This window comes from Klebsiella sp. RHBSTW-00484 (assembly GCF_013705725.1).
GTDB lineage: Bacteria > Pseudomonadota > Gammaproteobacteria > Enterobacterales > Enterobacteriaceae > Klebsiella.
Window position 1 is genome coordinate 5,337,865 of sequence record NZ_CP055481.1, and the last position, 18,496, is coordinate 5,356,360.

Annotated in this window: 16 protein-coding genes; 11 read left to right on the forward strand and 5 right to left on the reverse strand. The window is 55.2% G+C overall.

Going from position 1 to position 18,496, the window contains the following annotated elements:
• The first annotated feature begins 31 nt into the window (after positions 1-31).
• From hpaX to HV213_RS25115, 4 genes are all read left to right on the forward strand, one after another.
• Positions 32-1,408 carry a 4-hydroxyphenylacetate permease gene (gene hpaX / locus HV213_RS25100; RefSeq protein WP_181483748.1) on the forward strand — a complete coding sequence of 459 codons (1,377 nt, stop codon included), beginning with the start codon at positions 32-34 and terminating at the stop codon, positions 1,406-1,408.
• 9 nt (positions 1,409-1,417) lie between these two features.
• Complete coding sequence (hpaA, locus tag HV213_RS25105) at positions 1,418-2,308, forward strand: 4-hydroxyphenylacetate catabolism regulatory protein HpaA (RefSeq protein ID WP_181483749.1); 891 nt, start codon at positions 1,418-1,420, stop codon at positions 2,306-2,308.
• A gap of 373 nt (positions 2,309-2,681) precedes the next feature.
• Positions 2,682-4,244 (forward strand): 4-hydroxyphenylacetate 3-monooxygenase, oxygenase component, encoded by a 1,563-nt coding sequence (gene hpaB, locus HV213_RS25110; RefSeq protein ID WP_181483750.1) that lies wholly within the window; start codon positions 2,682-2,684, stop codon positions 4,242-4,244.
• A gap of 19 nt (positions 4,245-4,263) precedes the next feature.
• Entirely contained in the window at positions 4,264-4,776 is a 513-nt protein-coding gene (locus HV213_RS25115; protein WP_181483751.1) for a 4-hydroxyphenylacetate 3-monooxygenase reductase subunit, read from the forward strand.
• 91 nt (positions 4,777-4,867) lie between these two features.
• Here the strand turns inward: HV213_RS25115 and HV213_RS25120 are convergent, their stop codons facing one another.
• Entirely contained in the window at positions 4,868-5,578 is a 711-nt protein-coding gene (locus tag HV213_RS25120) for a transcriptional regulator (RefSeq protein ID WP_181486501.1), read from the reverse strand.
• 127 nt (positions 5,579-5,705) lie between these two features.
• A complete protein-coding gene (locus HV213_RS25125) occupies positions 5,706-6,311 on the reverse strand; it encodes a hypothetical protein (RefSeq protein ID WP_181483752.1) in 606 nt (201 codons plus the stop codon).
• Between the two features lie 368 nt (positions 6,312-6,679).
• Here HV213_RS25125 and btsT point away from each other — a divergent pair, with 368 nt between their 5' ends.
• The 3 genes from btsT to yjiA all read left to right on the forward strand — a co-directional run bounded on the left by btsT (position 6,680) and on the right by yjiA (position 10,110).
• Positions 6,680-8,830 carry a pyruvate/proton symporter BtsT gene (gene btsT / locus HV213_RS25130; protein WP_110272745.1) on the forward strand — a complete coding sequence of 717 codons (2,151 nt, stop codon included), beginning with the start codon at positions 6,680-6,682 and terminating at the stop codon, positions 8,828-8,830.
• 108 nt (positions 8,831-8,938) lie between these two features.
• Positions 8,939-9,142 carry a YbdD/YjiX family protein gene (locus tag HV213_RS25135; RefSeq protein ID WP_181483753.1) on the forward strand — a complete coding sequence of 68 codons (204 nt, stop codon included), beginning with the start codon at positions 8,939-8,941 and terminating at the stop codon, positions 9,140-9,142.
• A gap of 11 nt (positions 9,143-9,153) precedes the next feature.
• A complete protein-coding gene (gene yjiA, locus HV213_RS25140; protein WP_181483754.1) occupies positions 9,154-10,110 on the forward strand; it encodes a GTPase in 957 nt (318 codons plus the stop codon).
• Positions 10,111-10,177: 67 nt separating this feature from the next.
• Here the strand turns inward: yjiA and HV213_RS25145 are convergent, their stop codons facing one another.
• Positions 10,178-11,548, reverse strand: a complete 1,371-nt coding sequence (locus tag HV213_RS25145; RefSeq protein ID WP_181483755.1) for an NAD-dependent succinate-semialdehyde dehydrogenase — start codon at positions 11,546-11,548, stop codon at positions 10,178-10,180.
• Positions 11,549-11,726: 178 nt separating this feature from the next.
• Positions 11,727-12,689: an Rpn family recombination-promoting nuclease/putative transposase gene (locus tag HV213_RS25150; RefSeq protein ID WP_181483756.1), complete on the reverse strand. Its 963-nt coding sequence runs from the start codon at positions 12,687-12,689 to the stop codon at positions 11,727-11,729.
• A gap of 205 nt (positions 12,690-12,894) precedes the next feature.
• Here HV213_RS25150 and HV213_RS25155 point away from each other — a divergent pair, with 205 nt between their 5' ends.
• The 4 genes from HV213_RS25155 (at position 12,895) to mdtM (ending at position 17,252) form a co-directional block, all read left to right on the forward strand.
• A complete protein-coding gene (locus HV213_RS25155) occupies positions 12,895-13,710 on the forward strand; it encodes an AraC family transcriptional regulator (RefSeq protein ID WP_181483757.1) in 816 nt (271 codons plus the stop codon).
• A gap of 48 nt (positions 13,711-13,758) precedes the next feature.
• Entirely contained in the window at positions 13,759-14,421 is a 663-nt protein-coding gene (locus HV213_RS25160) for a LysE family translocator (protein ID WP_181483758.1), read from the forward strand.
• Positions 14,414-15,703: a DUF445 domain-containing protein gene (locus tag HV213_RS25165; RefSeq protein WP_181483759.1), complete on the forward strand. Its 1,290-nt coding sequence runs from the start codon at positions 14,414-14,416 to the stop codon at positions 15,701-15,703. Before HV213_RS25160 ends, HV213_RS25165 begins: the two co-directional genes overlap by 8 nt.
• Before the next feature lie 304 nt (positions 15,704-16,007).
• Positions 16,008-17,252, forward strand: a complete 1,245-nt coding sequence (mdtM, locus tag HV213_RS25170; RefSeq protein ID WP_181483760.1) for a multidrug efflux MFS transporter MdtM — start codon at positions 16,008-16,010, stop codon at positions 17,250-17,252.
• A gap of 34 nt (positions 17,253-17,286) precedes the next feature.
• Here the strand turns inward: mdtM and metC are convergent, their stop codons facing one another.
• Positions 17,287-18,477: a cystathionine beta-lyase gene (gene metC, locus HV213_RS25175; protein ID WP_181483761.1), complete on the reverse strand. Its 1,191-nt coding sequence runs from the start codon at positions 18,475-18,477 to the stop codon at positions 17,287-17,289.
• Positions 18,478-18,496: the final 19 nt, after the last annotated feature.

The following is an 18,496-nucleotide window of genomic DNA, read 5'->3' on the forward strand; positions in this document are numbered from 1 at the left end:
CCCTACAAAATTCCCATTAGAGGAAAGGACAATGAGCGACACATCATCAGCACTCCCGGAAGCGCAGGATCCTGCCAATCAGCATAAACAGCTAACGGCGCAGCAGCAGTCGGTTATCAACAAGCTGTTCCGTCGTCTGATCGTATTTTTGTTTGTGCTGTTTATCTTCTCGTTTTTAGACAGGATCAATATCGGCTTTGCCGGGCTGACCATGGGGCAGGATCTGGGCCTCAACGCCACCATGTTCGGCCTCGCCACCACCCTGTTTTATGCCACCTACGTGATTTTCGGCATCCCCAGCAACGTGATGCTCAGCATCGTCGGCGCGCGCCGCTGGATTGCCACCATTATGGTGCTGTGGGGGATCGCTTCTACCGCCACCATGTTCGCCACCGGGCCAAACAGCCTCTACATCCTGCGGATGCTGGTGGGGATTACCGAGGCTGGTTTCCTGCCCGGCATCCTGCTGTATCTGACCTTCTGGTTTCCGGCCTTCTTCCGCGCCCGCGCCAACGCGCTGTTTATGATAGCGATGCCGGTGACCACCGCGCTGGGCTCTATCGTCTCCGGCTATATTCTGTCGATGGACGGCCTGCTCAATCTGCATGGCTGGCAGTGGCTGTTCCTGCTGGAAGGTTTCCCGTCGGTGCTGCTCGGCATTATGGTCTGGTTCTGGCTCGATGATTCGCCGTCGAAGGCCAAATGGCTGACGGCGGAGGACAAAAAATGCCTGCAGGAGATGATGGATAACGATCGCCTGACGCTGGTGCAGCCGGAAGGGGCGCTCAGCCATCACGCCATGCAGCAGCGTAGCCTGTGGCGGGAAGTGTTCACGCCGATCGTGCTGATGTACACCCTGGCCTACTTCTGCCTGACCAATACGCTCAGCGCGATCAGCATCTGGACGCCGCAGATCCTCAAAAGCTTTAACGAAGGCAGCAGCAATATCACTATTGGCCTGCTGGCGGCGATCCCGCAGATTTGTACCATATTGGGGATGATCTACTGGAGTCGCCACTCTGATAAGCACCAGGAACGTAAGCACCATACCGCCCTGCCGTTTCTGTTCGCCGCCGCGGGCTGGCTGCTGGCGTCGGCCACCGATCACAACCTGATCCAGCTGCTGGGGATCGTGATGGCCTCCACCGGATCGTTTAGCGCAATGGCCATTTTCTGGACCACGCCGGATCAGTCGATCAGCCTGCGCGCCAGAGCGATCGGTATCGCGGTGATCAACGCCACCGGCAATATTGGATCGGCGCTCAGTCCTTTTATGATCGGCTGGCTGAAGGATATTACCGGCAGCTTCAGCAGCGGCCTGTGGTTTGTCGCCGCCCTGCTGGTCATTGGCGCAGTGATTGTTTGGGCTATTCCGATGAAAGGATCGCGTCCCCGCGCGACGCCGTAAGGAGCCGCTATGTGCCAGAGCCCTATCGCCAATATCGATATCAACAAAGAGTACGATGAGAGTCTGGGAACGGAAGATGTGCATTATCAGTCGTTTGCCCGCATGGCGGAGTTCTTTGGCCGCGATATGCAGGCGCACCGTCACGACCAGTACTTTCAGATGCACTTTCTTGATACCGGGCAGATTGAGCTGCAGCTCGACGAGAGTCGCTACTCGGTGCAGGCGCCGCTGTTTGTTCTGACGCCGCCGTCGGTGCCGCACGCGTTTATCACCGAGTCCGATAGCGACGGCCACGTGCTGACGATACGAGAGGATCTGGTCTGGCCGCTGCTGGAGGTGCTCTACCCCGGCACGCGGGAAGCCTTCGGCCTGCCGGGCATCTGCCTGTCGCTGGCCGATAAGCCCGAAGAGCTGGCGGCGCTGGCGCACTACTGGCGGCTGATTGAACGCGAATCGACCGCGCAGTTGCCGGGGCGCGAACACACCCTGATGCTGCTGGCGCAGGCAGTGTTCACTCTGCTGCTACGCAACGCAAAGCTTGACGATCATGCCGCCAGCGGGATGCGCGGCGAGCTAAAGCTGTTCCAGCGTTTTAACCAGCTGATCGATAGCCACTACCACCTGCACTGGACGGTACCGGATTACGCCAGCGAGCTGCATCTGACCGAATCCAGGCTAACCGATATATGCCGCCGCTTCGCCAACCGCCCGCCAAAGCGACTGATTTTCGACAGGCAATTGCGCGAGGCCAAGCGGCTGCTGTTGTTTTCCGATAGCGCGGTTAACGAAATCGCCTGGCAGTTGGGCTTTAAGGACCCGGCCTATTTCGCTCGCTTTTTTAACCGCTTAGTGGGCTGCTCGCCGAGCGCGTTCAGAACGCAAAAAGTGCCGGTGTCTTAGGATCTTTCCGGGGGCGACGCAGCGCGTTCGCAGCCGTCTGAGAGACGGTAGCCCGGACAAGGCGCGTTAAGCGCCGCCTCCGGGAAGACACCACACCGATGCCTCAGATCCGGCACATTTCCCGGAGGCGATGCTACGCATCTGTCCGGGCTACAAATTCAAAACCCGCACTGACTTGTCGCCAGGTCCACCGGGGAGCCAAGCCGGAAAATAGAAAAACCAACCCCGATCACATAACTCAACCCCGCCCGAAAAGTACCGACCGTTGACCTAAAAGTCTCTTCACGAAAGCCGCGTTAACCGCTTCAATTGAACAACAAAAACAAAACATAAATTTAACATCACTTTCCGATTAATACTGACGAGGTCCCCTATGAAACCTGAAAATTTCCGTGCAGACGCTAAACGCCCGTTAACCGGTGAAGAGTACCTGAAGAGCCTGCAGGACGGTCGCGAAATCTATATCTACGGCGAGCGCGTTAAAGATGTGACTACGCATCCGGCTTTTCGTAACGCCGCCGCCTCCGTCGCGCAAATGTACGACGCGCTGCACAAGCCCGAGCTACAGGACACCCTGTGCTGGGGTACCGACACTGGCAGCGGTGGTTACACTCATAAATTCTTCCGCGTGGCGAAAAGCGCCGACGACCTGCGCCAGCAGCGCGACGCCATCGCCGAATGGTCGCGCCTGAGCTATGGCTGGATGGGCCGTACCCCGGACTACAAAGCCGCCTTCGGCTGCGCATTAGGCGCGAATCCGGCGTTTTACGGCCAGTTCGAACAAAACGCCCGCAACTGGTACACCCGCATTCAGGAAACCGGCCTGTACTTTAACCACGCCATTGTTAACCCGCCGATCGATCGTCATAAGCCAGCGGACGAAGTGAAAGATGTCTATATCAAGCTGGAGAAAGAGACCGATGCCGGGATCATCGTCAGCGGCGCGAAAGTCGTCGCCACCAACTCGGCGCTAACCCACTACAACATGATTGGCTTCGGCTCGGCGCAGGTGATGGGTGAAAACCCGGATTTCGCACTGATGTTCGTCGCGCCGATGGACGCCGAAGGGGTCAAACTTATCTCCCGTGCCTCCTATGAACTGGTGGCCGGAGCCACCGGATCGCCATACGATTATCCGCTCTCCAGCCGCTTCGACGAGAACGACGCAATCCTGGTGCTGGATAACGTGCTGATCCCATGGGAAAACGTGCTGATCTATCGCGATTTCGATCGCTGCCGTCGCTGGACCATGGAAGGCGGTTTCGCCCGCATGTATCCGCTGCAGGCCTGCGTACGTCTGGCGGTAAAACTCGACTTTATCACCGCCCTGCTGAAGCGCTCGCTGGAGTGCACCGGCACCCTGGAGTTCCGTGGCGTGCAGGCCGAGCTTGGCGAAGTCGTGGCCTGGCGCAATATGTTCTGGGCGCTGAGCGATTCGATGTGCGCCGAAGCGACGCCGTGGGTCAACGGCGCGTATCTGCCGGATCACGCCGCGCTGCAAACCTATCGTGTCATGGCGCCGATGGCTTACGCCAAAATCAAAAACATTATCGAGCGCAGCGTCACCAGCGGCCTGATCTACCTGCCGTCCAGCGCCCGCGATCTCAACAACCCGCAGATCAACGAATACCTGGCGAAATATGTGCGCGGATCGAACGGCATGGATCACGTCGAGCGCATCAAGATCCTCAAACTGATGTGGGATGCTATCGGCAGTGAATTTGGTGGCCGCCATGAACTGTATGAAATCAACTACTCCGGCAGCCAGGATGAAATTCGCCTGCAGTGCCTGCGCCAGGCGCAAAGCTCCGGCAACATGGACAAAATGATGGCGATGGTCGACCGCTGCCTGTCTGAGTACGACCAGCACGGCTGGACGGTGCCGCATCTGCACAACAATACCGATATCAACATGCTGGATAAGCTGCTGAAGTAATTCGCAGCAGGAGGTCACAATGCAATTAGATGAACAACGTCTGCGTTTTCGCGATGCCATGGCCAGCCTGTCGGCCGCGGTTAACGTCATCACCACCGAAGGCGAAGCGGGTCGCTGCGGCATCACCGCCACCGCAGTCTGCTCGGTGACCGATACGCCGCCGTCGGTGATGGTCTGCATCAATGCCAATAGCGCGATGAATCCGGTGTTCCAGGGCAACGGTAAGCTGTGCATCAACGTACTCAACCACGAGCAAGAGGAAATGGCTCGCCACTTCGCCGGAATGACCGGTATGACGATGGATGACCGCTTCGGCCTCTCCTGCTGGCAGAAAGGGACGCTGGGTCAGCCGGTTCTGAAAGGCTCACTGGCAAGTCTCGAAGGCGAGATTAGCCAGGTGCAGACCATCGGCAGTCATCTGGTTTATCTGGTGGAAATCCGCAATATTACCCTCTGCCAGCAGGGCCACGGGCTGATTTACTTCAAGCGCCGTTTCCATCCGGTAATGATGGAGATGGAAGTGGTGGCGTAGGTTTACTCGCTACCAGGCGGGTAGCCTGATGATAAACATATTCCCGGAGGTGGTGCCCCCGGGAATATATTGTGATTCGGCACTAAAGTTTTCAGTCAACTGCGCGACATGATGTCCAGTCAAAGCTCCCACCGCCGCGGAAATTTTGTTTGGTATAGTTCTCAGGCAGCGTTAAATGCCACCCTTTTTGTCCGGCGACGCAGGCAATGACGGGAAATTGAGAATAATCAATAGCATCATGAATAAATTGCTCTTTACCTATATTTTGTAAAAAGGCATCCCCTCGATTCCATATCGCTTTTTTGAGCCTGATATTCCAGACTCGATAGCTCTCGCCAGCGATAGTATAACCCTCACCTTCAGGTGCCTTTTTTGTCCAGTCAATCTCGCCACCATCGGATAAATATTGCCATACCGCATAGCGCTCAAGAGTGAATTGACTGGGTAAGGTACTGACATTCTTAGAATCGATTTTATCGAGTAACTGTGGATTCGCTAACAGTAGCGCCATGGCTTTATGCATGTAGCCCAGCATAATGTCGGGGCGTTCGGGTACTCCCTCTTCTGCGTCAAACAAAGATATATAAGCGAGATAGCGTGCGTCATCACGCACCTTTTGACCATTTTCCGCCGCGCTGGCGACGATCTTCGCCGCCCTATATTGTAAACTTCCCCAGGATTCAGCTCCGCCAACGGGTCTGTAGCGATTATTGTACTTTTCACCCGTCAGGTAGCCTTGAGCTGCGTTTAAATCGTTAGCGTTTAACGCCGATACAGCGCGCTGATGGTCGGATAAGGTCATTACATTGCGCCCCGTATTTCTCGCCATATAATAAGACTGCTGGCATTCAGTAAGCATGACGACCATCACGACCAGGGCAATAATCCTTAGAAAGGTTTTATATATCTTCACCGAGAAGCCCCTTATTTTATTTATAAATATATTGTTTGGAAACTTGTCTCGGTTCAATGTACAGCAAAACGGTTACCCGACCTTTTTTATAACTTCGTTGCCATTTGGAACAGTGAGTTATTTTATTCGTATCTAACCTTTTGTTATACCACTCTTGCTGTTTTGCAATACAGTCTGAAAGACTTTGATAGAATTTGTTTTTATCAGCAATATACTCTTCTTTAGTTATCGCCGGGCCATACTCTCGGTCAAGGACTTTCATTTCCTCATTGTATAAAGCCAGCGCCTCCTTGCCATCATCAACCTTATAGGCCTGCTGACTGGAATCAACATCAGCGCTAACAAAAACACTTTTTAGCCCTTTATTCTTATCGAAATAAAGCTTCATCTCCTGATATTTCAGCGCCCCCACTTCCTGGGGAGTAAGCGTTGAGATAATCAGATCTGGGTCTTTTCCCGCATAATTGATATCTGATACCTCAAGAGAATATAAAGGCGTGTTTCTGGCCTCATCGTAACTCATCCCCCATCGCAGCTTATAAGGCGCTGGCGGCTCACCTGCTGCCTGAGTGAATGTTGCATAAAAAGCACTAACGATGATCATTATCTTTACAAATTTCATTACCTGATTTCCCTATGATAAACGCTATCCATACCTACAGATTAAACGTCAGCATGATAGCAAAATCCCTGTGCGTGAAATAACACTATTGATTTTTGGCTGATAAAAAATATCATCCTCAACCTGTAAAGAAACGCTTTTCGTCAGGGAGAATAATAGCGTGATATTAATCACATATTTTTCTTCTCCGGCGCCATATCCAACCGCTTACCCCGGCAAGTGACCGCTTAACCCTGCATACAACCACTCACAGATTTACCCAACTTTACGCGCGCAAAGTTCTGGCAAGATCGTCCCCAGCATAGCGAATCAATACCTCCTCTAAACGGCTTCGGCCCATTATTCATCTCAATAAGCCAGGTTTTACTATGGATACTAAAAAGTTATTCAAGCACATACCCTGGGTGATTCTTGGAATCATCGGGGCATTTTGCCTCTCGGTTGTCGCCCTGCGTCGCGGTGAGCACGTCAGTGCGCTGTGGATCGTAGTGGCGTCGGTTTCCGTCTACCTTGTCGCCTACCGTTATTACAGCCTGTACATCGCGCAAAAGGTAATGAAGCTCGACCCTACGCGCTCCACGCCTGCGGTGATTAACAATGATGGCCTGAACTATGTCCCGACCAACCGTTACGTGCTGTTCGGCCACCACTTTGCCGCTATCGCCGGTGCCGGTCCGCTGGTGGGCCCGGTGCTCGCCGCGCAGATGGGCTACCTGCCGGGAACCCTCTGGCTGCTGGCGGGCGTGGTGCTGGCAGGGGCGGTGCAGGACTTTATGGTGCTGTTTATCTCCTCGCGCCGTAACGGTGCTTCGCTGGGTGAGATGATCAAGCAAGAGATGGGGCCGGTTCCTGGCTCAATCGCGCTGTTCGGCTGCTTCCTGATTATGATCATCATCCTCGCGGTACTGGCGCTGATCGTAGTAAAAGCGCTGGCGGAAAGCCCATGGGGTGTATTCACCGTCTGCTCAACCGTACCGATCGCGCTGTTTATGGGGATCTACATGCGCTTCCTGCGTCCGGGACGCGTGGGGGAAATATCGGTTATCGGTATCGTCCTGCTGGTGGCTTCCATTTACTTCGGCGGCGTGATTGCCCACGACCCGTACTGGGGCCCGGCACTGACCTTTAAAGACACCACTATCACCTTTACCCTGATCGGCTACGCATTTATCTCCGCGCTGCTGCCGGTGTGGCTGATTCTGGCACCACGTGACTACCTCGCCACCTTCCTTAAAATCGGCGTTATCGTCGGCCTGGCGCTGGGTATCGTTATCCTCAACCCGGATCTGAAAATGCCGGCAGTGACCCAGTACATTGATGGTACCGGTCCGCTGTGGAAAGGCGCGCTGTTCCCGTTCCTGTTTATCACCATCGCCTGCGGCGCGGTCTCAGGCTTCCACGCGCTGATCGCTTCCGGCACCACGCCGAAGCTGCTGGCTAACGAAACCGACGCCCGGTTTATCGGCTACGGCGCGATGCTGATGGAGTCCTTCGTGGCGGTAATGGCGCTGGTAGCGGCATCAATTATCGAACCGGGCCTCTACTTTGCGATGAACACCCCGCCAGCAGGCCTTGGCATCACCATGCCGAACCTGCACGAAATGGGTGGTGAAAACGCCGCACTGATTGCCGCACAACTCCGCGATGTGACCGCTCACGCAGCGGCGACCGTCAGCTCCTGGGGCTTTGTGATTTCACCTGAGCAGATCCTGCAAACGGCGAAAGATATCGGCGAACCGTCGGTACTGAACCGCGCAGGCGGCGCGCCGACGCTGGCGGTTGGTATCGCTCACGTATTCCACAAAATCATGCCGATGGCGGATATGGGCTTCTGGTACCACTTCGGTATTCTGTTTGAAGCGCTGTTTATCCTCACCGCGCTGGATGCCGGTACCCGTGCAGGCCGCTTTATGCTGCAGGATCTGCTGGGCAACTTCGTACCGTTCCTCAAGAAAACCGACTCACTGGTGGCGGGCATTATCGGCACCGCGGGCTGCGTCGGGCTGTGGGGCTACCTGCTGTATCAGGGCGTAGTTGACCCGCTGGGCGGCGTGAAGAGCCTGTGGCCGCTGTTCGGTATCTCTAACCAGATGCTGGCCGCCGTGGCGCTGGTGCTTGGCACCGTGGTGTTGGTCAAAATGCAGCGCACCAAATATATCTGGGTTACCGTGATCCCGGCCGCATGGCTGCTGCTGTGCACCACCTGGGCGCTGGGTCTGAAACTGTTCAGCACCAACCCGCAGATGGAAGGCTTCTTCTTTATGGCTCAACAGTATAAAGAGAAAATTGCTTCCGGCGGTGAACTGACCGCGCAGCAGATTGCTAACATGAACCATATCGTGGTGAACAACTACACCAACGCAGGTCTGAGCATTCTGTTCCTGGTGGTGGTCTACAGCATCATCTTCTACGGCGTGAAAACCTGGCTCAACGTGCGCAATAATAAAGTGCGTACCGACAAAGAGACCCCGTACGTGCCGGTACCGGAAGGTGGCGTGAAGACCTCTTCACATCACTAAACCTGATGCCGGATAGCGTAACGCCTATCCGGCCTACAGAACGTGCATTAACGTAGGCCGGATAAGGCGCAAGCCGCCATCCGGCTTTATTCGTTACATGGGATCTATATGTTTGGTAACTTAGGTCAGGCTAAAAAGTACCTCGGTCAGGCGGCAAAAATGCTGATTGGCATTCCGGACTATGACAACTACGTTGCGCATATGCAGACCAACCATCCGGATAAACCGTACATGACCTACGAAGAATTCTTTCGCGAACGCCAGCAGGCCCGCTACGGCGGCGATGGCAAAGGCGGCGTACGCTGCTGTTAATGGAGGCAACAATGGCACCGATTGCAGTTACCCTGCTGACCGGCTTTCTTGGCGCAGGCAAAACCACCCTGCTGCGCCATATTCTCAACGAAGAGCACGGTTTTAAAATCGCCGTTATCGAAAACGAATTTGGCGAAGTTGCCGTTGACGATCAGTTGATTGGCGATCGCGCAACGCAGATTAAAACCCTGACTAACGGCTGTATTTGCTGTACCCGCTCAAATGAACTGGAAGATACCCTGCTCGATCTGCTCGACAGTCGCGATCGCGGGGAAACCGATTTTGACCGTCTGGTGATTGAGTGCACTGGCATGGCCGACCCCGGCCCGATTATTCAGACCTTTTTCTCCCACGATGTGCTGTGCGAACGCTATCTGCTGGATGGGGTGATTGCGCTGGTTGACGCGGTGCATGCCGATCAGCAGATGAATCAGTTCACCATCGCCCAGTCGCAGGTGGGCTATGCCGATCGCATCCTGCTCACCAAAACTGACGTGGCAGGCGACAGCGACAAGCTCCGCGAACGGCTGACGCGCATTAACGCCCGCGCGCCCATTTACACCGTGACTCACGGCGACATCGACCTGAATCTGCTGTTTAACACCAGCGGTTTTATGCTGGAAGAGAACGTGGTCAGCAGCAAACCGCGCTTCCACTTTATGGCCGACAAGCAAAACGATGTTTCGTCGATTGTGGTGGAGCTGGATTACCCGGTGGATATCAGCGAAGTGTCGCGAGTGATGGAAAATCTGTTGCTCGACTTTGCCGAACAGTTGATGCGCTACAAAGGGATGCTGTGGATTGATGGCGAACCAAACCGCCTGCTGTTTCAGGGCGTCCAGCGGCTATATAGCGCCGACTGGGACCGTCCGTGGGGCGATGAGCCGCCGCACAGTACGCTGGTATTTATCGGTATCAATCTGCCGGAAAAGCAAATTCGTACAGCGTTTGCAGGATTGCGCAAATAACCGCCTGAGCGTTTCCCTCTCCCTGTGGGAGAGGGTTAATGATGAGAGCATCAGCACGCTCAGTTGCTTAGCGACGAACCACCACCAGCTTCTGATTCACAAACTCTTTAATCCCCAGTTCGGAAAGCTCACGGCCAAATCCGGAGCGTTTGACGCCGCCAAATGGCAGCTCCGGCGCGGTATCAGTTAACCAGTTGATATAGACCATCCCGGTTTCGATTCGCGACGCCATCAGTTTCGCCCGTTCGATATCCTGGCTGAACACTGCGCCACCCAGGCCATAGTGCGAATCGTTAGCCAGTTTCACCGCCTCATCGTCATCTTTCACCACGTAAATTTGCGCCACCGGGCCAAAAAACTCTTCAAAGTACGCCGGATTATCGCGGGTGATGCCGGTCAGAATAGTCGGCTCGAAAAAGCTGCCTTCCCGCTGCGCGAGTTTGCCGCCCAGGTGCAGTTTGGCGCCGTTTTTCACCGCCTCATCCACCTGTTTGGTCAGGGTTTCCAGCGCGTCTTTTGAGGAGAGCGGACCCAGCGTCGTGCTCTCGTCTAGCGGATCGCCCATCTTCACCTGACGGAACGCATCGGTAAATTTGCTGAGGAACTGGTCAGCAATTTTTTCATGGAGAATAAAGCGTTTTGCGGCAGTACAGACCTGTCCGGCGTTGTTGAGTCGGGCCTGAACACCAATCTTCACCGCTTTCTCCAGATTTGCGTCGTCGAGCACCACAAACACATCGTTACCGCCCAGTTCAAGCGTCGCTTTCTTGATGTGTTTAGCCGCCTGCGCTGCTACCACGCTCCCGGCTTTTTCCGAGCCGGTCAGCGCCGCGCCCTGAACGCGATCGTCGGCGATAATCTTCGCTACCTGATCCTGAGAAATAAACAGGTTAGTCCATGCCCCTTCTGGTGCACCGGCTTCACGCACCAGATGAGCAAAAGTTTCCGCACAGTGCGGAACGATGCTGGCATGCTTGGCGATCACCGGATTCCCCGCCGCCAGATTTGGTGCCAGTACGCGCATTAGCTGGTAATAAGGGAAGTTCCACGGCTCTACGGCCATCAGCACGCCGACAGGATGGTGTTCGACCCACGCCTCACCCAGCTCTGACTGATACTTCACCGGGGCCAGAAACTGTTTCGCGTTGTCGGCGTAGTAGCGGGCAATTTGCGCGCACAGCTTAACCTCGCCGCGGCTTTGCTCGATAAGCTTCCCCATCTCCTGGCTGGCGATTTTGGCCAGTTCGTCCACCCTGCTGTCAATCAGATCAGCCAGCTTACGCAACACTGGCAGCCGCTGATCAATATCCCCTTTCGCCCATTCGGAATGATAAAGCGCATCTGCTTTTTGCAGCGCCGCCTCCACGTCCGCATCGCTGTGAGCGGGATACTCTTTGATGAGTTGGTTGTTCGCAGGATTCACCGTCTGGTAAGCCATATCGTATGTCTCCTTGTTATCGCTATTAACACAGTCATAAATGCTGCACAGGATATTAAGGGTAGTCGAGATGGCCAGGGATGAGTGTAAACTCAGGTATATCCGGAATTTTCCAGGAAAGAATAACGATAATCACCGGACAGACTTTCTACCGGGAACTTAACAGAACAGCAATGGATTAGTGATTATTGACCGTGATATCCGCTTCCGGCAGACCGGTAATTCTCAGCACCGTGTCCAGCGCCATGCCATCAGCAAGCATGGTTCGGGCAATGCGTAACGCTTCGGCGCGCTGGCCTTCTTCAACGCCCTCAATACGCCCCTCCAGGTGCCCTTCCTGACGCCCCTCAAGGCGGCCTTCCCGCTTTCCCTGACGACGTCCAACCTCACGTAATCTTTCGGCGATAGTCATCAATTTCTCCTTATGTTGCGGTACACGCTGAGCCACCTCGCGGATAAATTTGCCTATGCGAAGCGCTTTGCCCGAGTGAATCAGGTAATTAAACAGCGTTTTTAGCTGCCTGTCATTAGCGTATCCATTAAGCAAAATGGACGTCAGATGCTCAACAATTCCCAGCAGGTCGCGTTGGCGAATATGCTTTTGCATCAGCTCCAGCAACGCAATTCGTCGATGCTGAACAATTTCATCATCAGGCACGATGGTAATGTCCACCAGCGGAAACGGCGTAACGTAGAGCTGCTTCGCCAGCGCCGGGTCGGCAAACTTATCGAGCCAGGATAACGACCAGGGGTAGGGCGTCACCACGCCGTGATAGAAAAGAATCGGCACCACCAGCGGCAGCGTTTTATGCCCGTTATCCAGATGACGCTGCATCGCGGCGATAGCGTAGCGCATCAGCCTGAACGCCATATGCGCATCGGGTGAGCTTTGATGCTCTATGACGACGTAGATATATCCTTCTCCCGCTGCGGTTTTCAGCCGCCAAAGAACGTCGGAGTAGTAGGCCCGCAGGTTCTCTTCAATAAAACTACCGGACTCCAGCGTTAGAGAATCCAGGTCGCACAGTTTTCTTAACGCGGGCGGCAAGTGAATATCAAGAAAATCCCGCGCGGTATCGGCATGGCATAAAAACTGTTTAAAGACCGCATCGTGCGGGGTCGACGTGGTACCTTTTTCCATGGTTATCCGCCTGCGTGAGAAATCCAGCCGCCACTCTACTGCGCCATTTTTCTCACAACACGCCCTGATTTCGACGTTTAGGAGCCGCGACGAAAGATATCTTCTCCCGGCTGCAAGCGCGGTATTTTTGTCGAAGGCGGCTCGCATTTCGCCCTCTGCTTGCTGGCATGTTATAAACAGGTATCTCTCAGCTAAGGAGCCCTCCGTGAGCCATACGCGTGATATCCCGCAAACCTTCTGGCGTGACGAGCAGTTTCCCTGGCTTGAGCTGCGCAGCACCTGGCGCAGCCGTCAGGCTTATAAACGTCATCGCCATCCGCAGCTCTCGGTGGGAGCGATTATCGAAGGGGAAACGCGCTGTATCTGCAACGGGCAGGAGTACCTGCTGCGCCCTGGTGAGCTGATTATTATCCCCGCGCAGGCGCCTCATAGCTGTAATCCGCTTAACGGCCAGCCGCGTAGTTACCATATGCTCTACCTTGATATTCGCTGGTGTCGGCAACAGTTGGGAAACATTACCCACCCGGCCCAATTGACAACACCACAGTTAGTCATACGCGACGCCGGACTCTTCACGCAGTATCAGCAGATTGTCGCGATGATGTGCCAACAGCAAACAACGGCGCTGCCCACCAGCATCGCGCGATTGCTCCAGGATCTGCCCCTACACCCTGCCGTACCGCAGGCGTTAAGCAAAACCAGCTCACAGCTATTCAGCCGCCTGGCAACCAATCTACAAGAGCCACCAACGCTGGATCGCCTCGCCAACGAGTTCGCCCTGCGCAAAGAGACGCTGATCCGCGCCTTCAAGCACGATACCGGCCTGACGCCCGCCAGTTTTATCAATATGGCGCGCATCGAGTTCGCCAAAACGCGCCTGCGCGCCGGGGATAATATTGCCGACGTTGGCTATCAGGCCGGATTTGCTGACCAGAGCCACTTCCATAAGACCTTTGTCAGCTATACCGCCGCCACGCCGCGCCAGTATGCTCAGGGCCGATCAATATCAGACAATAATTAGCCTCCGCGCTGGCGTAGGGTGACCTCTCAGGTTATTACTGAGGTTGCTATGGACATACTCGCTACGCTCTTTCCTCCCGCCTTCCCCGCGCTGGCGCTCTCCCATTTCGTCGCCCTGCTGAGCCCCGGCCCGGATTTTTTCCTGCTGGTAGGCTACGCCATTCGCTATCGCCTGCGCGGTAGCGTCGGCCTGTGTATCGGGATCGCCGCCGGTAACGGGCTATATATTGTGCTGGCGATTATCGGCTGGGGGATCCTGCGCCACGCGCCGCTGCTGTTTACGATCATTGAGCTGCTGGGCGCGGCGTATTTGCTGTGGATTGGCAGCCTGCTGCTAAGAAGCCGTCCGGCGACGCTGGATTTACGCAGTGCCGAAGCATCTCGCCCGTCGCTGGCAAAACAGCTCGTGCTGGGGCTAGGTTCATCGTTGCTCAACCCGAAGAACGCCCTGTTTTATCTGGCGCTGATGACCTCGCTGCTGGGTCCGAACGTGACGCTGGTACAGCAGACCACCAGCGGAATCTGGATGACCAGCGTGGTGCTGCTGTGGGATGTCTTACTGGTCTCGCTGATTGCGCTCCCGTCGGTACAGCGTCGCCTTTCCGCCGTCGTCTGGCGAGTCGAGCGAGCGGCCGGCGGCGTGCTGATGGCTTTTGGCTGCTGGATTTTGTGGCAGTTTTTGCACGAGGCCGCCATCAAGCTATATGCTTAAGCTTATGGAAAAAATCGCTGAACTGAAACGCGCCAAACTGCTGGCGCTCTCGCTGCTGCTGATCGCAGTGGCTATTTTTATCACTACCCTTGTGCTGCCGCCGACGCCGTGGGTCGGTGCGCTAAAGGCTATCTCCGAAGCGGCGATGGTTGGCGCGCTGGCGGACTGGTTTGCGGTAGTGGCGCTATTTCGCCGTATACCGCTGCCGTTCGTCTCACGGCATACGGCAATTATCCCGCGCAATAAAGACCGGATTGCCGACAATCTCGGCTATTTCGTGCAGGAAAAATTTCTCGACACCCCATCGCTGGTGGCGTTGATTCGCCGTTACGAACCAGCGCTGATGCTGGGTAACTGGTTCAGCCAACCGGAAAACGCTCGCCGGGTGGGACAGCATCTGCTGCAGGTGATGAGCGGTTTTCTCGAGCTGACCGACGATGCGCGCATTCAGCGCCTGCTGCGCCGGGCGGTGCACAAAGCCATCGATAAGGTCGATTTAACCCAAACCAGCGCCATGATGCTGGAGGGGCTAACCCGCGATAACCGTCACCAGAAGCTGCTGGACTCACTGATTAGCCAGCTGATCGCCCTGCTACAGCGCGACAGCTCGCGGGCGTTTATTGCTCGTGGCATTATCCGCTGGCTGGAGACCGAGCATCCGCTGAAGGCCAAAATTCTGCCTACCGAGTGGCTGGGCGAGCACAGCGCGGAAATGGTGACCGATGCGGTCAACACACTGCTTGATGAGGTCAGTCAGGATCGCACGCATCAGATTCGCCAGGCCTTCGATCGCGCGACGCTAAAATTGATCGACAACCTGAAGTCCGATCCGCAGATGGCGGAAAAAGCGGAGAGCATTAAAGCGTATCTGAAGAACGATGAGACCTTTAACCGCTATCTTGGCGAAGTGTGGGCTGACCTGCGCGGCTGGATTAAAAATGACGTCAATAGCGAAGATTCACGCATCAAGCAGCGTATTGCCGAAGCCGGACAGTGGTTTGGCGAAACGCTGCTCCACGATGAGGCGCTACGCGAGTCGCTGAACGAACATCTTGAACAGGCGGCCCATCGGGTGGCCCCGGAGTTTGCCGCCTTCCTGACCCGCCATATCAGCGATACGGTCAAAAGTTGGGACTCACGCGATATGTCGCGGCAAATCGAGCTGAACATTGGTAAGGATCTGCAGTTTATCCGCATCAACGGGACGCTGGTGGGCGGCACGATTGGCCTGGTGCTGTGGTTGTTTTCACAAATCCCGTCGCTGCTGCATCTTCATATTTAATGGAAATAATTGTTTCAAATACATATTTATCATAAATATAAATTAACACCTGAAAAGGCATGGATATTTCTGTTGACCCTAAATTTATTGCAGTGTGAAGTGCAGGAATAGTGTGCGCCTGTTAAGAGCCTATCCCACCAGGCGCAATTGCTGTAGCCAGTTTGGACACGGACAGCGCAGAACAACGGAGTGTACACGTAGTACGTGAGGTTGTGAGCACTGCCCTGGGCCAAAATGGCAAATAAAATAGCCTAATGGGATAGGCTCTAAGCGTGCATCGCAAAACCCAACAAGGAACCCCCTGATGTTACAATGGATGACCCGCTTTTTTGCCCGCCATTCCACCACGCTGTTCTTCCCGGCAGCGCTGATCTTGTATGATTTCGCGGCTTACCTGACCACCGATCTTATCCAGCCGGGTATCATCCACGTGGTGCGCGATTTCGACGCCGATGTGGCGCTGGCACCCGCGTCGATCAGCCTGTATATGGCCGGCGGCATGGCGCTGCAGTGGCTGCTCGGTCCGCTCTCAGATCGTATCGGTCGTCGTCCAGTGCTGCTGACCGGCGCGCTGATCTTCACCCTTGCCTGCTTTGCGACCATGTTCACCACCTCGATGGAGCAGTTCCTCGCGGCGCGCTTTATTCAGGGCACCAGCATCTGTTTTATCGCTACGGTTGGCTACGTCACCGTACAGGAAGCATTCGGTCAGACCAAAGCCATTAAGCTGATGGCGATTATTACTTCGATCGTGCTGATTGCGCCGATTATCGGCCCGCTCTCAGGTGCTGCGCTGATGCATTTCGTTCACTGGAAAGTACTGTTCGGTATTATCGCGGCAATGGGGTTTATCGCCTGGCTGGGGCTGCTGCTGAATATGCCGGAAACCGTGCAGCGCGGCGACCTTCCCTTTAGCGCCAGCGGCGTGCTGCGTGATTTCCGCGATGTTTTTCGCAACCGAATTTTTCTGTTCGGCGCCGCCGCGCTCTCGCTAAGCTACATCCCGCTGATGAGTTGGGTGGCGGTCTCGCCGGTGATCCTGATTGACGATGGCGGATTGACCACCTCAGAGTTCGCCTGGACCCAGGTACCGGTCTTCAGCGCGGTGATCGTCGCTAATTTGTCGGTGGCGCGATGGGTGAAAGACCCGACCCGCCCGCGCTTTATCTGGCGCGCGGTGCCCATCCAGATGACCGGGCTGGCCGTGCTGATCCTCGGTAACCTGCTGTGGCCGCACGTCTGGCTGTGGTCGGTACTGGGGACCAGCTTATACGCCTTCGGCATCGGGCTTATCTTCCCGACGCTGTTCCGCTTTACGCTATTTTCCAACGATTTGCCAAAAGGGACCGTCTCGGCCTCACTAAACATTGTGATCCTCAGCGTCAGCGCCCTCTCCATCGAAGCGGCGCGCTGGCTGTGGTTTAACGGCGGCAAGCTGCCTTTTCACCTGCTGGGCGTGGTGGCGGGGATCGCGGCTGCCTTCTGCCTGGCAGGATTATTAAATCGCCTTCGCCAGCATCAACCTTCATCGCTGGCGTCAGTGAAATAAACTACCGCCCCACCACGCTGTGGGGCGTTAGTTATCAAGCAATACGGGTAAATCCGGCTTCCAGATCGGCAATCAAATCTCCCACATCCTCCAGCCCGATATGCACCCTCACCAGCGTCCCGCTGAAGTCGACATCCCCCGCCGGGCGAATGCTGTTCAGTTCCTCCGGCTGGTTTGCCAGAATTAACGACTCAAACCCACCCCAGGAATAGGCCATATGAAACAGAGAGAAATTATCGAGGAAATTCGCCATCTGCTCGTCGGTCAATCTGTTTTTCAGCACAAAGGAAAACAGACCAGAGCTTCCGGCAAAATCACGCTGGAAATATTCATGGCCCGGGCATTCCGGTAACGCCGGATGGTTGACTCGCGCCACTTCCGGCCTTGCCGACAGCCAGCGAGCAATATGAATACTGCTCTCCTGATGCTGCTTAAGGCGAACGGCCAGCGTACGCAGCCCACGGCTACCGTTGTAAGCGGTATCGGCATCCAGCGTTTGCCCCATGAGATATGAATTCTCACGCAGACGATCCCAGCAGCGAGCGTTGGAAACCGCGGTGCCCAGCATCCCATCGGAATGACCAATGGTGTACTTTGTTCCAGCCTGTATGGAAATATCGACGCCATAATCCAGAGCCTTAAACAGCACGCCCGCCGCCCAGGTATTGTCGATCATGATGATGATTTCAGGGTTAACCGCGCGAATAGCTTTCACCATGCCGGGCACATCCTGCACTTCCATGGTGATGGAACTGGGCGATTCAAGAAACACAACCCGGGTTTCAGGCCGCAGAAGGTCCACAATACCCGCGCCAATCATCGGATCGTAATACGTGGTCTCAACATTGAATTTACTCAGGATCTTATTGCAGAAATCCTGGGTCGGTTCATAGGCAGCCCCGGTCATCAGGATATGGTCGCCACTCTCGACGAACGCCAGAATCGCATTAGTCACAGCCGCAGCGCCGCAAGGATAGAGCGCGCAGCCCACTCCACCTTCTAAATCACTCATCGCTTTCTGAAACGCAAAGTGGGTATAAGTCCCACGGCGACCGTAAAACAGTTCCCCATTAGCGCGATTCGCAGTGGCAAATTTTTTGTCCTTCACGGTATCAAATACCAGCGAAGAGGCGCGCTGAATGACCGGGTTTACCGCCCCCTGAGTGTAACGTTTGTCACGTCCAGCGACGATCAGTTGCGTTTCGAGCTTGATAGAATCGTTCATAATATCTCCTGTTAACTGC